Origin of the sequence: Agrobacterium sp. CFBP 3001, assembly GCF_027871605.1 — a bacterium.
Taxonomy (GTDB): domain Bacteria; phylum Pseudomonadota; class Alphaproteobacteria; order Rhizobiales; family Rhizobiaceae; genus Agrobacterium; species Agrobacterium leguminum.
Map to the genome: position 1 here is coordinate 581,660 of NZ_JAQAHD010000001.1, position 15,755 is coordinate 597,414.

The 15,755-nt window shown below is 60.1% G+C and carries 18 protein-coding genes; 13 read left to right on the top strand and 5 right to left on the bottom strand.

What is annotated here, in order from left to right:
• Nucleotides 1-307 precede the first annotated feature (307 nt).
• The 8 genes from PH605_RS02815 to PH605_RS02850 all read left to right on the top strand — a co-directional run bounded on the left by PH605_RS02815 (nt 308) and on the right by PH605_RS02850 (nt 5,561).
• Complete coding sequence (locus PH605_RS02815; protein ID WP_065654347.1) at nt 308-1,471, top strand: cell wall hydrolase; 1,164 nt, start codon at nt 308-310, stop codon at nt 1,469-1,471.
• A gap of 270 nt (nt 1,472-1,741) precedes the next feature.
• Entirely contained in the window at nt 1,742-2,107 is a 366-nt protein-coding gene (locus PH605_RS02820) for an AtpZ/AtpI family protein (protein ID WP_271040139.1), read from the top strand.
• Between the two features lie 60 nt (nt 2,108-2,167).
• A complete protein-coding gene (locus tag PH605_RS02825) occupies nt 2,168-2,917 on the top strand; it encodes a F0F1 ATP synthase subunit A (RefSeq protein WP_003521045.1) in 750 nt (249 codons plus the stop codon).
• 72 nt (nt 2,918-2,989) lie between these two features.
• On the top strand, nt 2,990-3,217 hold the full coding sequence (locus PH605_RS02830; RefSeq protein ID WP_003494147.1) for a F0F1 ATP synthase subunit C: 228 nt from the start codon (nt 2,990-2,992) through the stop codon (nt 3,215-3,217).
• A 79-nt stretch (nt 3,218-3,296) separates the two neighbouring features.
• Nucleotides 3,297-3,938, top strand: coding sequence for a F0F1 ATP synthase subunit B (locus PH605_RS02835; protein WP_142843973.1), 642 nt, complete (start codon nt 3,297-3,299; stop codon nt 3,936-3,938).
• A gap of 1 nt (nt 3,939) precedes the next feature.
• Nucleotides 3,940-4,425, top strand: a complete 486-nt coding sequence (locus tag PH605_RS02840; protein WP_020810758.1) for a F0F1 ATP synthase subunit B — start codon at nt 3,940-3,942, stop codon at nt 4,423-4,425.
• Between the two features lie 216 nt (nt 4,426-4,641).
• Entirely contained in the window at nt 4,642-5,094 is a 453-nt protein-coding gene (locus PH605_RS02845; protein WP_237680904.1) for a hypothetical protein, read from the top strand.
• Entirely contained in the window at nt 5,094-5,561 is a 468-nt protein-coding gene (locus PH605_RS02850; protein ID WP_142843972.1) for a pyridoxamine 5'-phosphate oxidase family protein, read from the top strand. The genes PH605_RS02845 and PH605_RS02850 overlap by 1 nt, the downstream gene beginning before the upstream one ends.
• A gap of 32 nt (nt 5,562-5,593) precedes the next feature.
• On the opposite strand, the gene PH605_RS02855 is transcribed toward PH605_RS02850, so the two are convergent.
• Both PH605_RS02855 and PH605_RS02860 read right to left on the bottom strand, forming a co-directional pair.
• The gene (locus PH605_RS02855) at nt 5,594-6,247 is read right to left on the bottom strand and encodes a ribonuclease HII (RefSeq protein ID WP_142844256.1); all 654 of its coding nucleotides are present in this window, start codon (nt 6,245-6,247) and stop codon (nt 5,594-5,596) included.
• 336 nt (nt 6,248-6,583) lie between these two features.
• Nucleotides 6,584-7,741: a PA0069 family radical SAM protein gene (locus tag PH605_RS02860; protein ID WP_161987664.1), complete on the bottom strand. Its 1,158-nt coding sequence runs from the start codon at nt 7,739-7,741 to the stop codon at nt 6,584-6,586.
• A 289-nt stretch (nt 7,742-8,030) separates the two neighbouring features.
• Between PH605_RS02860 and PH605_RS02865 the strand changes: the two genes are divergently transcribed.
• The gene (locus PH605_RS02865) at nt 8,031-8,549 is read left to right on the top strand and encodes a hypothetical protein (protein WP_003521054.1); all 519 of its coding nucleotides are present in this window, start codon (nt 8,031-8,033) and stop codon (nt 8,547-8,549) included.
• Between the two features lie 14 nt (nt 8,550-8,563).
• Here the strand turns inward: PH605_RS02865 and PH605_RS02870 are convergent, their stop codons facing one another.
• Genes PH605_RS02870 through PH605_RS02880 form a run of 3 tightly spaced genes read right to left on the bottom strand, consistent with a single transcriptional unit; the run spans nt 8,564 to nt 11,687 of the window.
• Nucleotides 8,564-9,997 carry an FAD-binding oxidoreductase gene (locus PH605_RS02870; RefSeq protein WP_078051184.1) on the bottom strand — a complete coding sequence of 478 codons (1,434 nt, stop codon included), beginning with the start codon at nt 9,995-9,997 and terminating at the stop codon, nt 8,564-8,566.
• A gap of 50 nt (nt 9,998-10,047) precedes the next feature.
• Nucleotides 10,048-11,025 (bottom strand): L-threonylcarbamoyladenylate synthase, encoded by a 978-nt coding sequence (locus PH605_RS02875; protein ID WP_142844254.1) that lies wholly within the window; start codon nt 11,023-11,025, stop codon nt 10,048-10,050.
• A gap of 53 nt (nt 11,026-11,078) precedes the next feature.
• Nucleotides 11,079-11,687 (bottom strand): DUF6656 family protein, encoded by a 609-nt coding sequence (locus PH605_RS02880; protein WP_142843971.1) that lies wholly within the window; start codon nt 11,685-11,687, stop codon nt 11,079-11,081.
• A gap of 332 nt (nt 11,688-12,019) precedes the next feature.
• Between PH605_RS02880 and PH605_RS02885 the strand changes: the two genes are divergently transcribed.
• The 4 genes from PH605_RS02885 (at nt 12,020) to PH605_RS02900 (ending at nt 15,724) form a co-directional block, all read left to right on the top strand.
• The gene (locus tag PH605_RS02885; RefSeq protein ID WP_142844252.1) at nt 12,020-13,264 is read left to right on the top strand and encodes an aromatic ring-hydroxylating oxygenase subunit alpha; all 1,245 of its coding nucleotides are present in this window, start codon (nt 12,020-12,022) and stop codon (nt 13,262-13,264) included.
• A 7-nt stretch (nt 13,265-13,271) separates the two neighbouring features.
• The gene (locus tag PH605_RS02890) at nt 13,272-14,354 is read left to right on the top strand and encodes a hybrid-cluster NAD(P)-dependent oxidoreductase (protein ID WP_035237666.1); all 1,083 of its coding nucleotides are present in this window, start codon (nt 13,272-13,274) and stop codon (nt 14,352-14,354) included.
• Nucleotides 14,355-14,529: 175 nt separating this feature from the next.
• Entirely contained in the window at nt 14,530-14,991 is a 462-nt protein-coding gene (locus PH605_RS02895; protein WP_065654339.1) for a BA14K family protein, read from the top strand.
• A 217-nt stretch (nt 14,992-15,208) separates the two neighbouring features.
• Nucleotides 15,209-15,724 (top strand): BA14K family protein, encoded by a 516-nt coding sequence (locus PH605_RS02900; protein WP_142843970.1) that lies wholly within the window; start codon nt 15,209-15,211, stop codon nt 15,722-15,724.
• Nucleotides 15,725-15,755: the final 31 nt, after the last annotated feature.

Here is a 15,755-nt window from a genome sequence, read left to right on the forward strand (position 1 = left end):
GAGCCGGTATCCAGCCAGCGCAAGTCCTTGGGCTGAAAGGAGTCTTTACGCCGCGCGGACGCGCGTCGGCTGGATTCCGGCTCGAGGCCGGAATGACGGATGTGGAGATGCCCTGCGGGACAGTTATGATCGGCACAAGCGAACTCGACGCCACGCCACGCGCATTAGAAGATGGTTACACATTAACGTGAAGCCGCGTCCACGCGCGGCGTTAACCAAGCATCAAGGTTAATAAGAGATTCTCGAACACCTGTAGCAAATATGGTTGTCGGTGTTCGGAGTGCTTGTTTTGCGTTCGAAAAGAGTAATGCGTCGTCGGTCCCCCGTGTCCCTTCAGGGGTGGGCGTCAAAATGGACCTCGCCCGTCGTCTTCGGCCTTGCCGCCTGGCTGGTTTTTCCCTCCCTCGCTGCGCGCGCGGATCTGGCCTCGCTTCTGGCTGGTCTGGACAAGGGCGGCGAGCAATGGCGCATGGTGCTGACGGCCTCTCCGGCGGGCTCGGTGCACAATGCCTCGCTCACCTTTAACGATGCGGCAGGGGAGGCGGCGCTGCACGGCGGCGGCATGACCCTGCCCAATGGCAGCAAGGTCGCCTTCGTCACCAACAAGAAGGGCGAGGCAACGACGCCCGACAGCGAGCGCGTCAACCGCGCCGCCAAGAAGGGCCGCATCGTCGCCACAGAAATCATGCAGCCGCCCAAGGCCTTCACCGCCGGTTCCGTCCTGCAGCGCACCAGCATGCTGGATATCGAGCCGCTGAAGCGCAAGGACCGCACCGCTTTCGTCAAGCCGAAGCGCGGCAAGGACGTGGAACTCGCCTCCTTCTATTTCCGCCGCGAGGAAAAAAAGGCGGACAGAAGCGTCTCGCCAATGCTGGCGGAGCTCATCACCAATCGCACGCCGGATATTCTCGCCACGGCCTATGCGCCGGCCGAACCGGATTTTGCCCGCGAGTCGCCCTTCGACGCCATTCTCAAAAAGCCCGAGGCTGGCCGTTTCGTGCCGCAGATCGCCGAGGACGACCACGCCTGGGCAGCCACCCCGCTGCCCGCCACCGTGTTTTCCGCAGCCGAACAGCAATGCCTTGCCTCCGGCATCTATTTCGAGGCGCGCGGAGAATCGGTGAAGGGGCAGGCGGCGGTGGCACAGGTCATTCTTAACCGCGTGCGCAATCCCGCCTATCCGAAAACCATCTGCGGCGTCGTCTATCAGAACAAGGACTGGCGTAACCGCTGCCAGTTTTCCTTCGCCTGCGACAATATCAAGGACCGCGTGAACTCCGAACGCCACTGGAAAATGGCGCGCGAAGTGGCCATGGCCACCACCGCCGGCAAAATCTGGATGAAGGAAGTGGGTTCGGCAACCCATTATCACGCCGTTTATGTGCGTCCCGCCTGGGGCCGCACGATGAAGAAGGTCGGCAGAATCGGATTGCATGTCTTTTACCGTACCTATGGTGGCGGCTGGAGCTGATACCACCGCCGATTTGTCGCATTTTGCGTGTCAAAAATGCCGATTCCTTTGCGAAACATCGCGGTCAAACGGCGATTTGAGGTCAAGCTTTTGTTTTTGCATGATTAATTTGTGCTGTAACAACCGTCGCCAGTGCCTTGACTAGAGAAGCCCCTAAAACTATGTTGCGCGCGACTTCAGAGCGGGCTGGAACAGGCTTAATCCGTCACCGTTTACAACTCCAAAGGGTTCTGGCATGGCTGGAACGGAGAAAATGGGTGGGATTTTAAGATGACTGGCAACCGTGACGATAGTCTGGACGAGCGCCGCAAGCGCCTTGCTGACGAGTTGGCCAAGGTGAAGGCGGAGGATGAGGCGGAAGTGAGGGCGGAGACCAACGCTGCGGAAAGCCGGAAGGGCTTTGCGATGGCGGTTGAGCTCTCATCGGAGTTCATTTCGGCCATCGTGGTCGGCGCTATGCTGGGTTATCTTCTGGACTATTTTGCCGGCACGACGCCGTGGGGGATGATCGTTCTTCTTCTTCTCGGTTTCTGCGCAGGCGTATTGAATGTGTTGCGCTCGACGGGCGCGGTGGCCAAGCCGCCGCTGCTGGAGAAGGCGGACAGGCGAGACGAGGGTGGAAAAGGCGGCGTTTAAGCTGTTTTTTCTTGCAGTTGAGATGCCGCGACAGGCGGCGACAGGTAAAGAGGGCAGCCGGTGGCAAACGATCCGACCCATCAGTTCTTGGTGCAGCCGATCATTCCGATCGAAATTGGCGGCGTCGATTTTTCCTTCACCAATGCGTCGCTCTTCATGGTCGCGACCGTGGCTGCGGCTTCCGGTTTCCTTTATTTCGCAACGTCGAACCGCGGTCTGATCCCGACCCGCATGCAGTCCGTTGCTGAAATGTCCTATGAATTCATCGCCTCCATGCTGCGCGAAGGCGCCGGCAAGAAGGGCATGGTGTTCTTCCCCTTCGTCTTCTCGCTGTTCATGTTCGTGCTGACGGCTAACCTTCTCGGCATGTTCCCGTATTTCTTCACGGTCACCAGCCAGATCATCGTCACCTTTGCACTCGCCTGCCTCGTCATCGGTACGGTCCTGGTTTACGGTTTCTGGAAGCATGGCCTGCATTTCTTCGGCATCTTCGCCCCCTCGGGCGTGCCCAAGGCGCTTTTGCCGCTTGTGGCGTCGATTGAAATGATCTCGTTCCTGTCGCGCCCGATCAGCCTTTCGGTTCGTCTTTTTGCGAACATGCTGGCCGGCCACATCACGCTCAAGGTTTTCGCAGGCTTCGTCGCCTCCATGAGCGCGCTCGGCGCGCTCGGTGTCGGCGGTGCTGTCCTGCCTCTCATCATGACGGTCGCCATGACCGCTCTCGAATTTCTCGTTGCCTTCCTGCAGGCTTATGTCTTCGCGGTACTGACTTGCATGTACCTGAACGACGCCGTGCATGGTGGTCACTGAGAAGTAAAGTCGCTGGCCCCGGCAACGGGCGTCAAAAACAGCCGCAACAACCAATATCTCAAGGAGTCTCACATGGAAGCGGAAGCAGCAAAGTACATCGGCGCAGGTCTCGCATGCCTCGGCATGGCTGGTACGTCCCTCGCACTCGGCCGTATCTTCGGTGATTACCTGTCCGGCGCACTGCGCAACCCCTCTGCTGCCGACAGCCAGTTCGGCCGTCTGGTATTCGGCTTCGCCGTTACGGAAGCTCTGGGCATCTTCTCGCTGCTCGTTGCTCTCCTTCTCCTGTTCGCTGTTTAATATCGGCATCAGGTCTGGATCACGGCCCGCAAATGGCGTGCCGTGATCCTTCGCATTTGCAGTACCCCTGGAGGTGAGCATGTTCGTGACCGAGGCTTATGCCCAGTCAGCACCGACCGTAGGTGAAACGCATACGGAAACTCCGGCTGTCGGCCAGCCGCAACCGGAAGCCACGCACACGGAAACCGGTGTGGCGCACGGCGCCGAACACGGCGCTGCCGGCGTATTCCCGCCGTTCGACCAGTCTACTTATGCATCGCAGGTTCTCTGGCTGGCGATCACGTTCGGCCTTTTCTACCTGCTCATGCAGAAGGTCATCGTTCCGCGCGTCGGCGGCATTCTCGAAAACCGTCACGGACGCATCGCACAGGATCTCGATGAAGCGGCACGGCTGAAAAGCGAAGCCGACGCTGCCGTCGAAACCTATGAAAAAGAACTCGCGGCAGCCCGCGCCAAGGCAGGCTCCATCGGCGCTGCGGCCCGTGACGCCGCAAAGGCGAAGGCCGATGCCGACCGCGCCGCTATCGAAGCCGGTCTTGCCGAAAAGCTCGCCGCCGCCGAAAAGCGCATTGCGGGCATCAAGGAACAGGCATTTGCCGATGTCGGCGCAATCGCCGAAGAAACCGCGACCGCCATCGTCGACCAGCTGGTCGGCGCCAAGGTCAAGGACACGGACGTGAAGGCAGCGATTGCCGCCGCTTCGAACGTGAAGGGAGCCTGATATGGCATTTGATGCATCATTTTTCGCTCTCGTCGGTCTCGTCCTCTTCTTCGTTCTGGTCGCCTATCTCAAGGTTCCCGGCATGCTCGCCAAGTCTCTGGACGAGCGTGCCCAGAACATTCAGGACGAGTTGGCCGAAGCCAAGCGCCTGCGCGAAGAGGCCCAGCACCTGCTGGCCGAATATCAGCGCAAGCGTAAGGAAGCAGAAGCCGAAGCCGCAGGTATCGTTGCCGCCGCCGAGCGCGAAGCCGCAGCCCTGACGGAAGAAGCCAAGCAGAAGACGGAAGAATTCGTCGCCCGCCGCACGGCCCTTTCGGAACAGAAGATCAAGCAGGCCGAAGACGACGCCATCGGCGCCGTCCGCGCCGCCGCCGTGGATATCGCCATTGCCGCTTCCGAGAAGCTCATTGCCGAAAAGACCACCGCCGCCGCAAAGGCCAAGCTTTTCACCGCCACGATCGGCGAAGTGAAGTCGAAGCTGAACTGAGATTTATCTCGGTATTGTTCAAAACCCCTCCGGCGCAAGCCGCGAGGGTTTTTTTGTTTGTTTACTCAAGTTCCGGACAGTCTAAGGAGCAAGATTGCGCCCAATTCCGCAGCAAGTCTCGCGACGGAATGTGGAATTTTGCTGAGTTCTTGCCGATTTTTATGGTCTATTTTCTTAATCGCGAGATAATATACTGATAAAATTTTGGAGTTAAGTATGACTGTTCGTATCGCTATCTGTGGCTCGATGGCCTTTGTGGATGAAATGGAGGCAATTGCGAGTGCGCTGGAAGCGATGGGATACCGGCCAACGGCCCCGGCCCGGGAAGAGCGAGATGTCAACTGGTCGGATTTGAAGAATACCGACGTAATTGCAAATAAGAAATATTACATCGACCGGCATCTTGAGATAATCAGGCACTGCGATGTCGTCTTGATCGCTAATTTCCCGAAGCGAGGCATTGAGGGGTACGTCGGACCAAATACGTTGATGGAAGCGGCCTTCGCCCATGCTCTTTGCGTACCAGTGATTTTCCTGAACGACCCTTCGGCACAGGAAAACGGTTTGGAGTGTAGTGCCGTTGCGTCTGGCTATTTAGGTGGCGAAGCAACCGGTATCAGCGCACTACTGCCCGCAACTCTCGCTCGGAATACCAAGGGAGGAATTTAATGATCAATGATGCGATCAGAATTGATATAGAGAACTCGGTGCTCTGCTGGCTGGCGACCGTCGATGACGATGGCACGCCCAGTGTGACGCCGAAGGAAATATTCACCGGCTACGGCGAAGACCATCTTGTTATCGCGGACATTGCTTCATCCCACAGCGTAAGCAACGCGATTGCGCGGCCGAAGGTCTGCGTCAGCTTCGTGGATGTGTTCCGTCAGAGGGGGTTCAAGCTCGCCGGCCACGCCGCGATCTTGGCGCCCGGCGACACTGATTTTGATGCTTTCAGTGCCGATCTGCGTCGCATGGCTGGCGATGATTTTCCGATCCGAAATGTGATCGCGGTCAAGATCGAAAGCGTTTCCCGCATATGGGCACCGAGCTACAGGCTATTCCCCGAACGCAGTGAGACGGAAAGAATGCAGAGCGCTTATGAGACTTATGGCGTGTGGCCAATTCAGAAGGGATAGGCTCAGATCTTCCAGTAAACGCTTTATCTCGGTCAATCCCGCTTCAGCGGCCTGAAGCTCATCCGGTGCAGCGGGCAAGGCCCGTGGCTTTCGATGGCGCGCAGGTGGGCTGGAGTGCCGTAACCAGCATGGCCTTCAAAGCCGTAGGATGTGTGCACCACACCCGCGCGTTCCATCATGCGGTCGCGGGTCACCTTGGCGATGATCGAGGCGGCGGCGATGGAGAGGGAGCGGGAATCGCCCTTGATGACGGCTTTGGCCTCGCAGGCGATGCCGGGCGGGCGGTCGCGGCCGTCGGCCAGCACGAGGGCAGGGGCGATTTCGAGACCGAGCACGGCGCGGCGCATGGCGTCGAGGCTGGCGCGCAGGATATTCATATTGTCGATCAGGCCGGGGCCGGAAGAGGCGACGGATACGATCGAGGTTTCCATGATCTGTACGAACAGGCTTTCCCGCTTCTGCTTCGTCAGCTTCTTGGAATCGTCCATCCCCTTGGGAATATTGTCCGGATCGAGAATGACGGCTGCCGCAACCACCGGTCCGGCCAGAGGTCCCCGTCCTGCCTCATCCGTGCCGGCCACGGGCCAGAGGCCCTTCTTTTTCGCTTCCAGTTCGAAGGAAAAATCCGGACCGGTATCGGCAATATCAAAAAGAGCAGGAGAATCGGGTGTGGCCGTGCGTTTCATGCGGCGAAACTGGCACACACACCCGATCTCCTGCAAGCCCCCGGAAGCGGGCGATGACAGGCGCGGTGAGCCGGGGTCAAGGGGCGTGGCTCGCCGTGCCCCGAAGGTCATCATGACCTTTGATCCTCCAACGGGGCGGCGGAGGAAAAACGATCGCACGCGAGGCGGCGGTTCCGGGAGCGATGTCCGGCGGGCCAGGGAAAACCTGCCGGGCATGTCGTGGGAGCGTGGCCAGTCTAAAAAAGAGGCCGCCGCTTCCTGTCATGTTCTGCCTGATATCGCCGCACGTTCCGTATGGTGCTTCGATCAGGCGGAGTTGTTTTCAGCCTCGGTCTTTCAAAGCAGCGACAATTGCACGCCTGCACCGCCCGGCGGCACGAAGAGATCGTCGCGCAGATGGATGCCGCGGCGGATAAGGCCGAGCCTTTTTGTCGCCATCTCGAAACGCCTGCCGATCTGCCAGGCATAGGGGCCGGCGCCCTTCATGCGTTTTCCGAATTCCGCGTCGTAATCCTTGCCGTCGCGCATGGAGCGCACCAGCGACATGACATGACGGTAGCGGTCCGGATAGTTGCGCAGCAGCCAGTCGCGGAACAGCGGGCTCACCTCCAGCGGCAGGCGCAAAAGCACATAAGACGCTTCGGTGGCGCCGGCGGCCTTCCCGGCCTCCAGAATACGCTCGATCTCATGATCGTTGAGCGCCGGGATGACAGGCGCCATCATAACGGCCACGGGAATGCCGGCATCGGTCAGCGCCTTGACGGCTTCCAGCCGCTTCTCGGGCGTGGCGGCGCGCGGTTCCATGTTGCGCGCGAGCTTCCGGTCCAGCGTGGTGACGGAAATACCGACCTTGGCGAGTCCCTTTTTCGCCATGGGCGCCAGAATATCGATATCCCGCTTGATCAACGCCGATTTGGTGACGATGGCGACGGGATGATCGGCCTTGGCCAGCACTTCCAGTATCTGCCGCATGATACGCCATTCGCGCTCGATTGGCTGATAGGGATCGGTATTGGTGCCGATGGCGATCACCCGCGGCTTGTAGCCCGGCTTCGCCAGTTCCCGTTCCAGCAGCTTTGCCGCATCCGGCTTGGCGAAAAGCTTGGCCTCGAAATCCAGCCCGGCCGAAAGCCCCATATAGCTGTGCGTTGGGCGCGCAAAGCAATAGATGCAGCCATGTTCGCAGCCGCGATAGGGATTGATGGAGCGGTCGAAGGGGATGTCGGGCGATTCATTGCGTGTGATGATGCTGCGCGGCTTTTCCACCTGCACCTCGGTGCGGAATTCCGGCATGTCCTCGAGAGTCTGCCAGCCATCGTCGAAAACCTCGTGCTGCAGGGTCTCGAAGCGTCCATCCGGGTTCAGCCCGGCGCCACGGCCGCGACGACGGTCGATCTCGATGCGCAGGCCGGATGCATCGGCCAGCGCATTGGCAATATCCGGCATATGGCTCGGCTGGAAGGCAGCCTGCCCCGAAAGCGTATGGTTTCTCATCTGGATGCTCCCAGGACGCCGCACGCCTCTCAAGGCACGCTCAACGCCCTAAACCGTTTCCATCCGGACAGGCTTTCAACCGCCTTCCGAATGATTAAATTCCTACATCAGGAATGAGAACAATACAAGAACAAAATTGCGAATTCGGCTCGTTCTCCAGAGATGGATGCGTGGCCGCGACAGGCACGGCCACGTCCGCAGACTTTGCGGTAGGTGGTAAGGACAGCCTTGGATTTTACAGCGATGAGCATAGTGGCAATTTATTGTGCGATGCGTTAGAGCTATGCAGATGTTGACAGTCATAATGGAATGCCGGGATCACGAGCCGGAACTGGCGCACACCTTGTCTGCGCTTGTAACCGGGGCCGTGGAAGGGCTTGTAAGCGATGTTGTGATCCTCGATCACGGCTCGCGCGATGGATCGTCGCGCGTCGCCGATGCCGCCGGCTGCCGTTTTTATGGGCAGTGGGACATCGAAGACGTCGTGAAGTCCGCACGCGGCGGCTGGCTGCTTTTGATTGAGCCGGGCGCGCGCCCGCAGGCGGGCTGGATCGACGAGATTCTCGAATATGTGGCGATCTGCGCGCAGCCTGCGCGTTTCTCGCCCTCGCGCTATCACCGGCGCAATGTCTTCAGCCGTATGCTGCGGCGTATTCCGCCATTGGAACACGGGTATCTTCTGCCGAAGAAGCATGCGGTGTCGATTGCGAAATCGGGCATGAGCCTGACGCAATTTGTCGGCGCGCAGAAACCGCGCCGGCTGAATGCGGAAATGGTGCCCGCCTGGGCGCTGCGGGCCTCGGCCTAACCTCGGGGCCTGCTTTACCCGGCCAGAACCTTGCCGGGGTTCATGATGCCGGCGGGGTCGAAAGCGTGCTTGATGCGCCGCATCAGTTCCATTTCGATGCCGGGGCGGATGGCGGCCAGTTCGTCGCGCTTCAATTGCCCGATGCCGTGTTCGGCCGAAATGGAACCGCCGAGCGACAGCACGATGCCGTGCACGATCTCGTTCATGTCCCGCCAGCGGCCGATGAATTCGGCCTTGTCGGCACCCACCGGCTGGGAGATATTGTAGTGAATATTGCCGTCGCCCAGATGTCCGAAGGCGCAGACGCGGGCGCCGGGTATGGCGGCAAGAACCGCTTTTTCCGCCGTCGCCATGAATTCCGGTATTTTCGACACCGGAACGGAAACATCGTGCTTGATCGAGCCGCCTTCGGGTTTCTGGGCCTCCGACATGCTTTCGCGCATGTGCCAGAGCGCCTGCCGCTGCGCTTCGGACGCGGCGATCACCGCATCCTGAACCAGCCCGGCCTCAAAACCGCGCTCCAGCAGCGATTGCATCATGCTGTCCGCCGTTTCGGCCGAGTCGGAGGTGGAAATATCGATGAGCGCGTACCAGTCATGCGGCTGTTCCAGGGGATCGCGCACGCCGGGAATATGCCGGGCGGTGAATTCGACGCCGATTCGCGGCATGAGTTCGAAACCGGTCAGCGCCGTGCCGCAGAGGTTAGAGGCCATCTCGAACAGCTTCAGCGCGTCCTCGGTGGAGCTGAGACCAGCGAAGGCCACCTGATGGCCAAGCGGTTTCGGGAAGAGCTTCAGCACAGCTCCGGTGATGATGCCAAGCGTTCCTTCGGAACCGATGAAGAGATCGCGCAGATCGTAACCCGTATTGTCCTTTTTCAGCCGGCGCAGCCCGTTCCAGATTTCGCCGGTCGGCAGCACCACTTCCAGCCCAAGGCAAAGCTGGCGCATATTGCCATAGGCGAGCACCGCCGTGCCGCCGGCATTGGTGGCGAGATTGCCGCCGATGCGGCAGGACCCTTGAGAGCCGAGCGACAGCGGGAACATCCGCTCCACGGAATCAGCAGCCTTGTGGATGTCATCGAGAATGCAGCCGGCATCGGCGACGATGATGTTGGCAACGGGATCGATATCGCGAACGCGGTTCATGCGCTCCAGCGACAGAATGATATCCGTTCCTTCGGCGCGCGGTGTCTGGCCGCCGACGAGGCCGGTATTGCCGGTCTGCGGCACGATGGCGGTGCCGGTTTCGCTGGCGAGCTTCAGGATGGCAGCAACTTCTTCGACCGAACCGGGCTTGATGAGCAGCGGCGAGGCGCCGCGATAAAGCCCGCGATTTTCCACCAGACGCGGCGCCATTTCCGCCGGGTCGCGGACCGCGTTTTTTTCGCCGACAATGGCGGCAAAGCGGTCGAGGATGTCGGAGGAGGGGATGGCGGTGGTCGTCATGGGCGGCGTCTCGCTGTCTTTTGAAACATGGGCGAAATGGGTGAGTGCCGTCAGTCTCGCGGCGCGGCGGCGCGGGAAAGGCGGTCGTTGATCGCCTCTCCAAGACCATGGGTGGGAATGGCGGTGATGGCGATCATGTCTGCGCCGCTTGCATCGGCGGCTTTCAGATAATCGAAGAGATTGGCGGCGGCCTCGGAAAGATCGCCGGAAGGGCTGAGATCGAGCACGGTGCGCGCCGTCTCTTCGCCGGCAACGGTGATGCCGCCGAAGCGGATCAGCGCTTCGCCCGGCAGAACGGATGTGGCGTGAAGGCGTACGGCCGCACCCGGCGCGTAATGCGAGGCCAGCATTCCCGGCGCTTCAATGGCGGCGGCTGCTTTTTTCGGCCGTTCAAGCCGTTTGCCGGCAATGCGCTCTATGTCCGCGGTAACGATGCCGCCGGGACGAAGCAGCCGCACCCGGCCATCCTCTTCCACCTTGACGATGGTGGATTCCACGCCGACAGCGGCCGCGCCGCCATCGAGAATGAGATTGATCTTCTGGCCGAGATCCGCCTCCACATGGGCCGCACTTGTCGGGCTGATCTTGCCGGAACTATTGGCGCTGGGGGCGGCGAGCGGCCTGTCGAAACGGCGGATCAGATCGCCGGCAAAACCCTGCGGCACACGAATGCCGACCGTGTCGAGACCGGCTGTCGCCAGCGAATGAATGTCGCTTGCCGGTTTCAGCGGCAGCACCAGCGTCAGCGGGCCGGGCCAGAAGGCATCGGCGAGCTTCTGCGATATGGGGTCGAAGACGGCGTAACGTTCGGCCATGGCGATATCGGCCATGTGGCAGATCAGGGGGTTGAACTGCGGCCGGCCTTTTGTCTCGTAAATGCGGGTAATCGCCGCCGGATTGGTGGCGTCGGCGGCAAGGCCGTAGACGGTTTCCGTCGGCAGGGCGATGGGCTGGCCGGCGGCAAGCTCCGCCACGGATGCCTGCAGGGCCGTTTCCCGCTCTTTCTCTATATCGATATGACGCGCCATGATGCTGCCTTTCAGGGCGGTCAATAGCGTATTTCAGAGGCCTATGGAAAGTTTTATATCGCCTTGATGATCCTGCGCATCTCCTCGGACCGCGCGCCGAGCATGAGCACGTTTTTCAGCGCCACCCGCGGATCGTGGGTCTGGAACAGCAGGCCGCCGCGATGCACGGAGGTATCGACGGCGAGTTCCTGATCGGGAAGCGCGTTGATGGCGACGGCGAAATACATCCGGGAATAGCGCGCATCGATATTTTCGAAGAAGTTTTCGGCCCCGCTCAGCTCAGCGAAGAAATTCGCGAAATAGAAGGACCAGAGCACATGGCGCTCGGCATCGAAGCTGGTTTTCGCCGCCGTGACGTGACAATAGCCGAGATGCGGCCGGTCAGTGAGCAGATGGTGAAAAACCATCTTGGGAAAACGGATGGACTGGTGAAAGCCGTTCAGACGGCTATGGGTGGCATCGGCGGCAGCTTCCAGCTTTCGCCCGGTCAGCGCAGCCACTTCGTCATGGCTGTAATAGACGCGTTCTTTCGGCAGCCATCGTTCTTCATAACGGCTGATACGCCCTGTCCGCAGGAAATCGGAATGCGCGGTCTTCGAGCGTATCGGTGTGACCGAATGCCTGCTCGCATCGAAATAGCGTATGCGTGTCGCCTTCTCCACCGGGAACACCCTCGTTGCTGTCGATCCGGCAAGATAATTTAGGGCGCGTTAATACTCCGTTGCGCCGCATCCCCCGTTTTCTAACGGGTGGGGAGCAGGACGCGCGCCATCATGCGTCATATTGCGACGTCATTTCCGTCATTGAATAGCTGTTGGATTTCCCAGCGGAATGGGCTGAGAGGGCGAATTGCGCATGTCGCAATTTGTCGCCAATGCGGAAGGTAATGTCGCTGTTTGTGCTGCCGCAAATGAGCGCCGGTGTTTAGATGAGCACATGCTTCCGCAACCCCGCAAATGGTGTCGGGCAGGGCGGTTTGATCGAGGATTTGGCCATGGAATTGCGTGATACCGTATTGCGCCAGCTGAAAAACCGCCGCGAAGGCTTCAGCCTGGAACAGCCCTTCTACACGGACCCGGATTATTTCAAGCTGGATATGGAAACGATCTGGTATCGCGACTGGCTGTTTGTCGGCCATGATTGCGAAGTGCAGAAGTCCGGCAGCTATTTCACCGTGCAGGTCGGCGCCTATTCCGTGGTCATCGTTCGTGGCCGTGACGGGCAGATCCGCGCCTTCCACAATTCCTGCCGCCATCGCGGCTCGCGCGTCTGCACCACACAGAAGGGCCAGTCTGCCCGCCTCGTCTGTCCCTATCACCAGTGGACCTACGATCTCGACGGCAAGTTGCTGTTTGCACGTCACATGGGCGAAGAGTTCGACAAGGGCGATTTCGGCCTGAAGCCTGTCGCCTGCGAAACCGTCGCCGGTTACGTCTTCATCTGCCTTGCCGATCAGCCGGCCGATTTCGAGCCCATGCGCAAGGAAGTCGAGAGCTACATGACGCCGCACCGCATCTGGGAGGCGAAGGTCGCGCATGAGAGCACGATCATCGAAAAGGGCAACTGGAAGCTCGTCTGGGAAAATAACCGCGAGTGCTACCATTGCGCCGCCAACCATCCGGAACTCTGCCGCACCTATCCCGAAAACCCGAGCGTGACGGGAACGGACGGCGGGGCGAGCGATCCCGAGATCGGCGGCCACTGGGCGCGCTGCGAGGCCGCCGGCCTGCCGAGCCGTTTCAAGATCGACCCCAAGGGCCAGTTCCGTGTCGCCCGCATGCCGCTGATCGGCGAGGCGGAAAGCTACACCATGTCCGGCAAGCCCGCCGTGCGCCGGCCGCTGTCTGACGATGTCAGCATCAGCCATATCGGCGCGCTGCTCCTGTTCCATTATCCGACGACCTGGAACCACTTCCTCGGCGACCACACCATTTCCTTCCGGGTGCTGCCGCTCAGCGCCACGGAAACCATGGTCACCACCAAATGGCTGGTGCACAAGGATGCCGTCGAAGGCGTGGATTACGATCTCGAGGACCTCACCCATGTCTGGAACGAGACCAACGATCAGGACCGCCGCATCGTCGAGGAAAATGCCTTCGGCATTCGTTCCCCTGCCTATGAGCCGGGCCCCTATTCCATGGAGGACGAGGGCGGCGTGATGCAGTTCGTCAACTGGTACTCCGATTTCATGGTCGACCGGCTCTCCGGCGATAAGGCCCGGCTTTCGGCTGTAGCGTGATGCGAAGATGAATATGGTTGTGACCTATAAGCATATTGACGAGATGAAGCCATGGAGCGACAAGCTCCAGCTTCTGGAGTGCATCTCGGTGACGCCCGAGACGCCTGATGTGATGACGTTCCTGTTCCGCTCGGAAGATCAGAACTGGTTCCGTTATCTGCCGGGGCAGTTCGTCACGCTGGAATTGCCGGTGGGCAAGGAGCCGCTTTACCGCACCTACACATTGTCCTCCAGCCCGTCGCGACCCTATGCGCTGTCGGTGACGGTCAAGGCGCAGGCCAATAGCATCGGCACGCGCTGGATGTTCGACAATCTGAAGCCCGGCATGAAAATCCGGGCGCTCGGGCCGCTCGGCGACTTTTCCTACGTCAAACATCCCGGCGACAAATATCTGTTCATCTCGGCAGGCTCCGGCGTTACGCCGATGATGTCGATGGTGCGCGACATGAGCGACCGCGCCCCGCAGAGCGATATTGCCTTCATCAATTGTTCGCGCACACCCGGCGATATCGTCTTCCGTCACGAGCTGGAATATCTCGCCCGCTTCATGCCGAACCTGTCTCTCGGCTTCATTGTCGAGAAATGCGGCCGCACCGATCTGTGGTCCGGCCTGAAGGGCATGGTGGACAAGGCCAAGATCGCGCTGCTCGCGCATGATTTCATGGAGCGCACCGTCTTCTGTTGCGGGCCGGAGCCGTTCATGGCCGCCGTCCGCTCGATGCTCGATGCCTCCGGCTTCGACATGAGCCGCTATCATCAGGAGAGCTTCGCGCCGGCCGCGCCGGTCACCGTTGGTGAAACAGTTCTCACCGGTGCGGATGGCGAAGCGCTGTCGATGGTGGGCTTCACCCTTTCCGGCAAAGAAATGCCCTGTCAGCCCGGCCAGACGGTTCTGATGACGGCGCGCGCCGCCGGGGTCCGTATCGGGGCGGCCTGCGAATCGGGGATTTGCGGCACCTGCCGGGTGCTGAAGCTTTCCGGTGAGGTAGAGATGAACCACAATGGCGGCATTCTCGATGAGGAAATCGAGGAGGGCTATATTCTCGCCTGCTGCTCACGCCCGTTGACCGACGTAAAGGTGGAAGCGTGACGTCCAACGGCGTCCTGTCGCAATCTTTATTCGCCGGATAGTTGTCTGGAACCAAATTTTCCGAAACTCGTTTGCACGTCATCGAATTCTTCTCGGGCAAGGGGCTGACCCTGATCTCCGGCAAGAGAGCGGTGAAAGGCGCTGACAAAGGCGTCAAAGCAAATGGAGGAAGATCATGCTGAATTTCCGGACAACGAGCGTCGCTACAGCGATTGTCGTGTTCTTCACCAGCTTCACGCCATCGCAGGCGTTTCAGGTGCCGGTGCCGATCTCCAAGCCGGCGGTAGCGACCGAAAACGTCGTGCCCGTACAGTACCGTGAGTGGGATCGCCGCCGCCATTGGGACGGTCGTCATATGCGTCGTCCGCCCCCGCATCGCGACGGGTTTTACAATGGTCACCGCGGCTACCGTGACCGTCGTCCGGGCTACCGTTATCACAACGGTTACTGGTTCCCGCTCGCTGCTTTCGCCACCGGCGCTATCATCGGCGGCGCAATGCAGCAGCCCCGTCCGGCGTATGGCGGCAGCCATGTCTCCTGGTGTCAGAACCGCTGGCGTTCGTATCGCGCCTACGACAACACCTATCAGCCCAACAGCGGCCCGCGTCGCATCTGCGTCTCGCCATACAGCCGTTAATTGCAAAAGCAAAAGCCCGGTCTTTACCGGGCTTTTGTCTGAGCCCGGAATTGTCGGGGTTTTGATAAACGAAGCGTGATCGCTCCGTTAATCGTGGGTTCAGCCACACGTCCCTAGGCTGTAGAAGTATACGACACCGCCCACACAAAGGCGGAAATCAGAACAACAGAAATTCACGTTATACGGCCTGTCGACCGTCGTGAATGGAGGAAGTCAGATGAAAAGCTATGTGAAGAATATCCTGGCTGTCGGTCTTTCTGCAATCGTGGTTGCAGGCGCGATCGTTCCGGCCGAAGCCGCAATGCCGCTGCCCGTCGCGCCGAAGAGCGTTGAATCCACCGGCAACGACGCCAGTAAGAATATCGTCAACGTCCAATACTGGCGTGATCGCGATGGCTGGGGCGATCGCCGCGGCTGGTATCGCGGTCACCGTGGTTATCGTGATTACCGTCCGGGCTATCGTCACCATGACGGCTACTGGTTCCCGCTCGCAGCCTTTGCAACGGGTGCCATCATTGGCGGCGCGCTGTCGCAGCCGCGTGAAGTCTACCGCCCGGTTCCGGAATATCGTCCGCGCCCGGTCTATCGCGAATATCGCCCGGTCCGCCGCGGCGGGCTGAGCCAGGCGCATGTGAATTGGTGCTATGGCCGTTATCGTTCCTACGATGCCTATAGCAACACGTTCCAGCCTTATCATGGTCCGCGCCAGCCCTGCTATTCGCCTTACAGCTGATAGAATACAGGCTGAAATTGAAAGAGCCGTC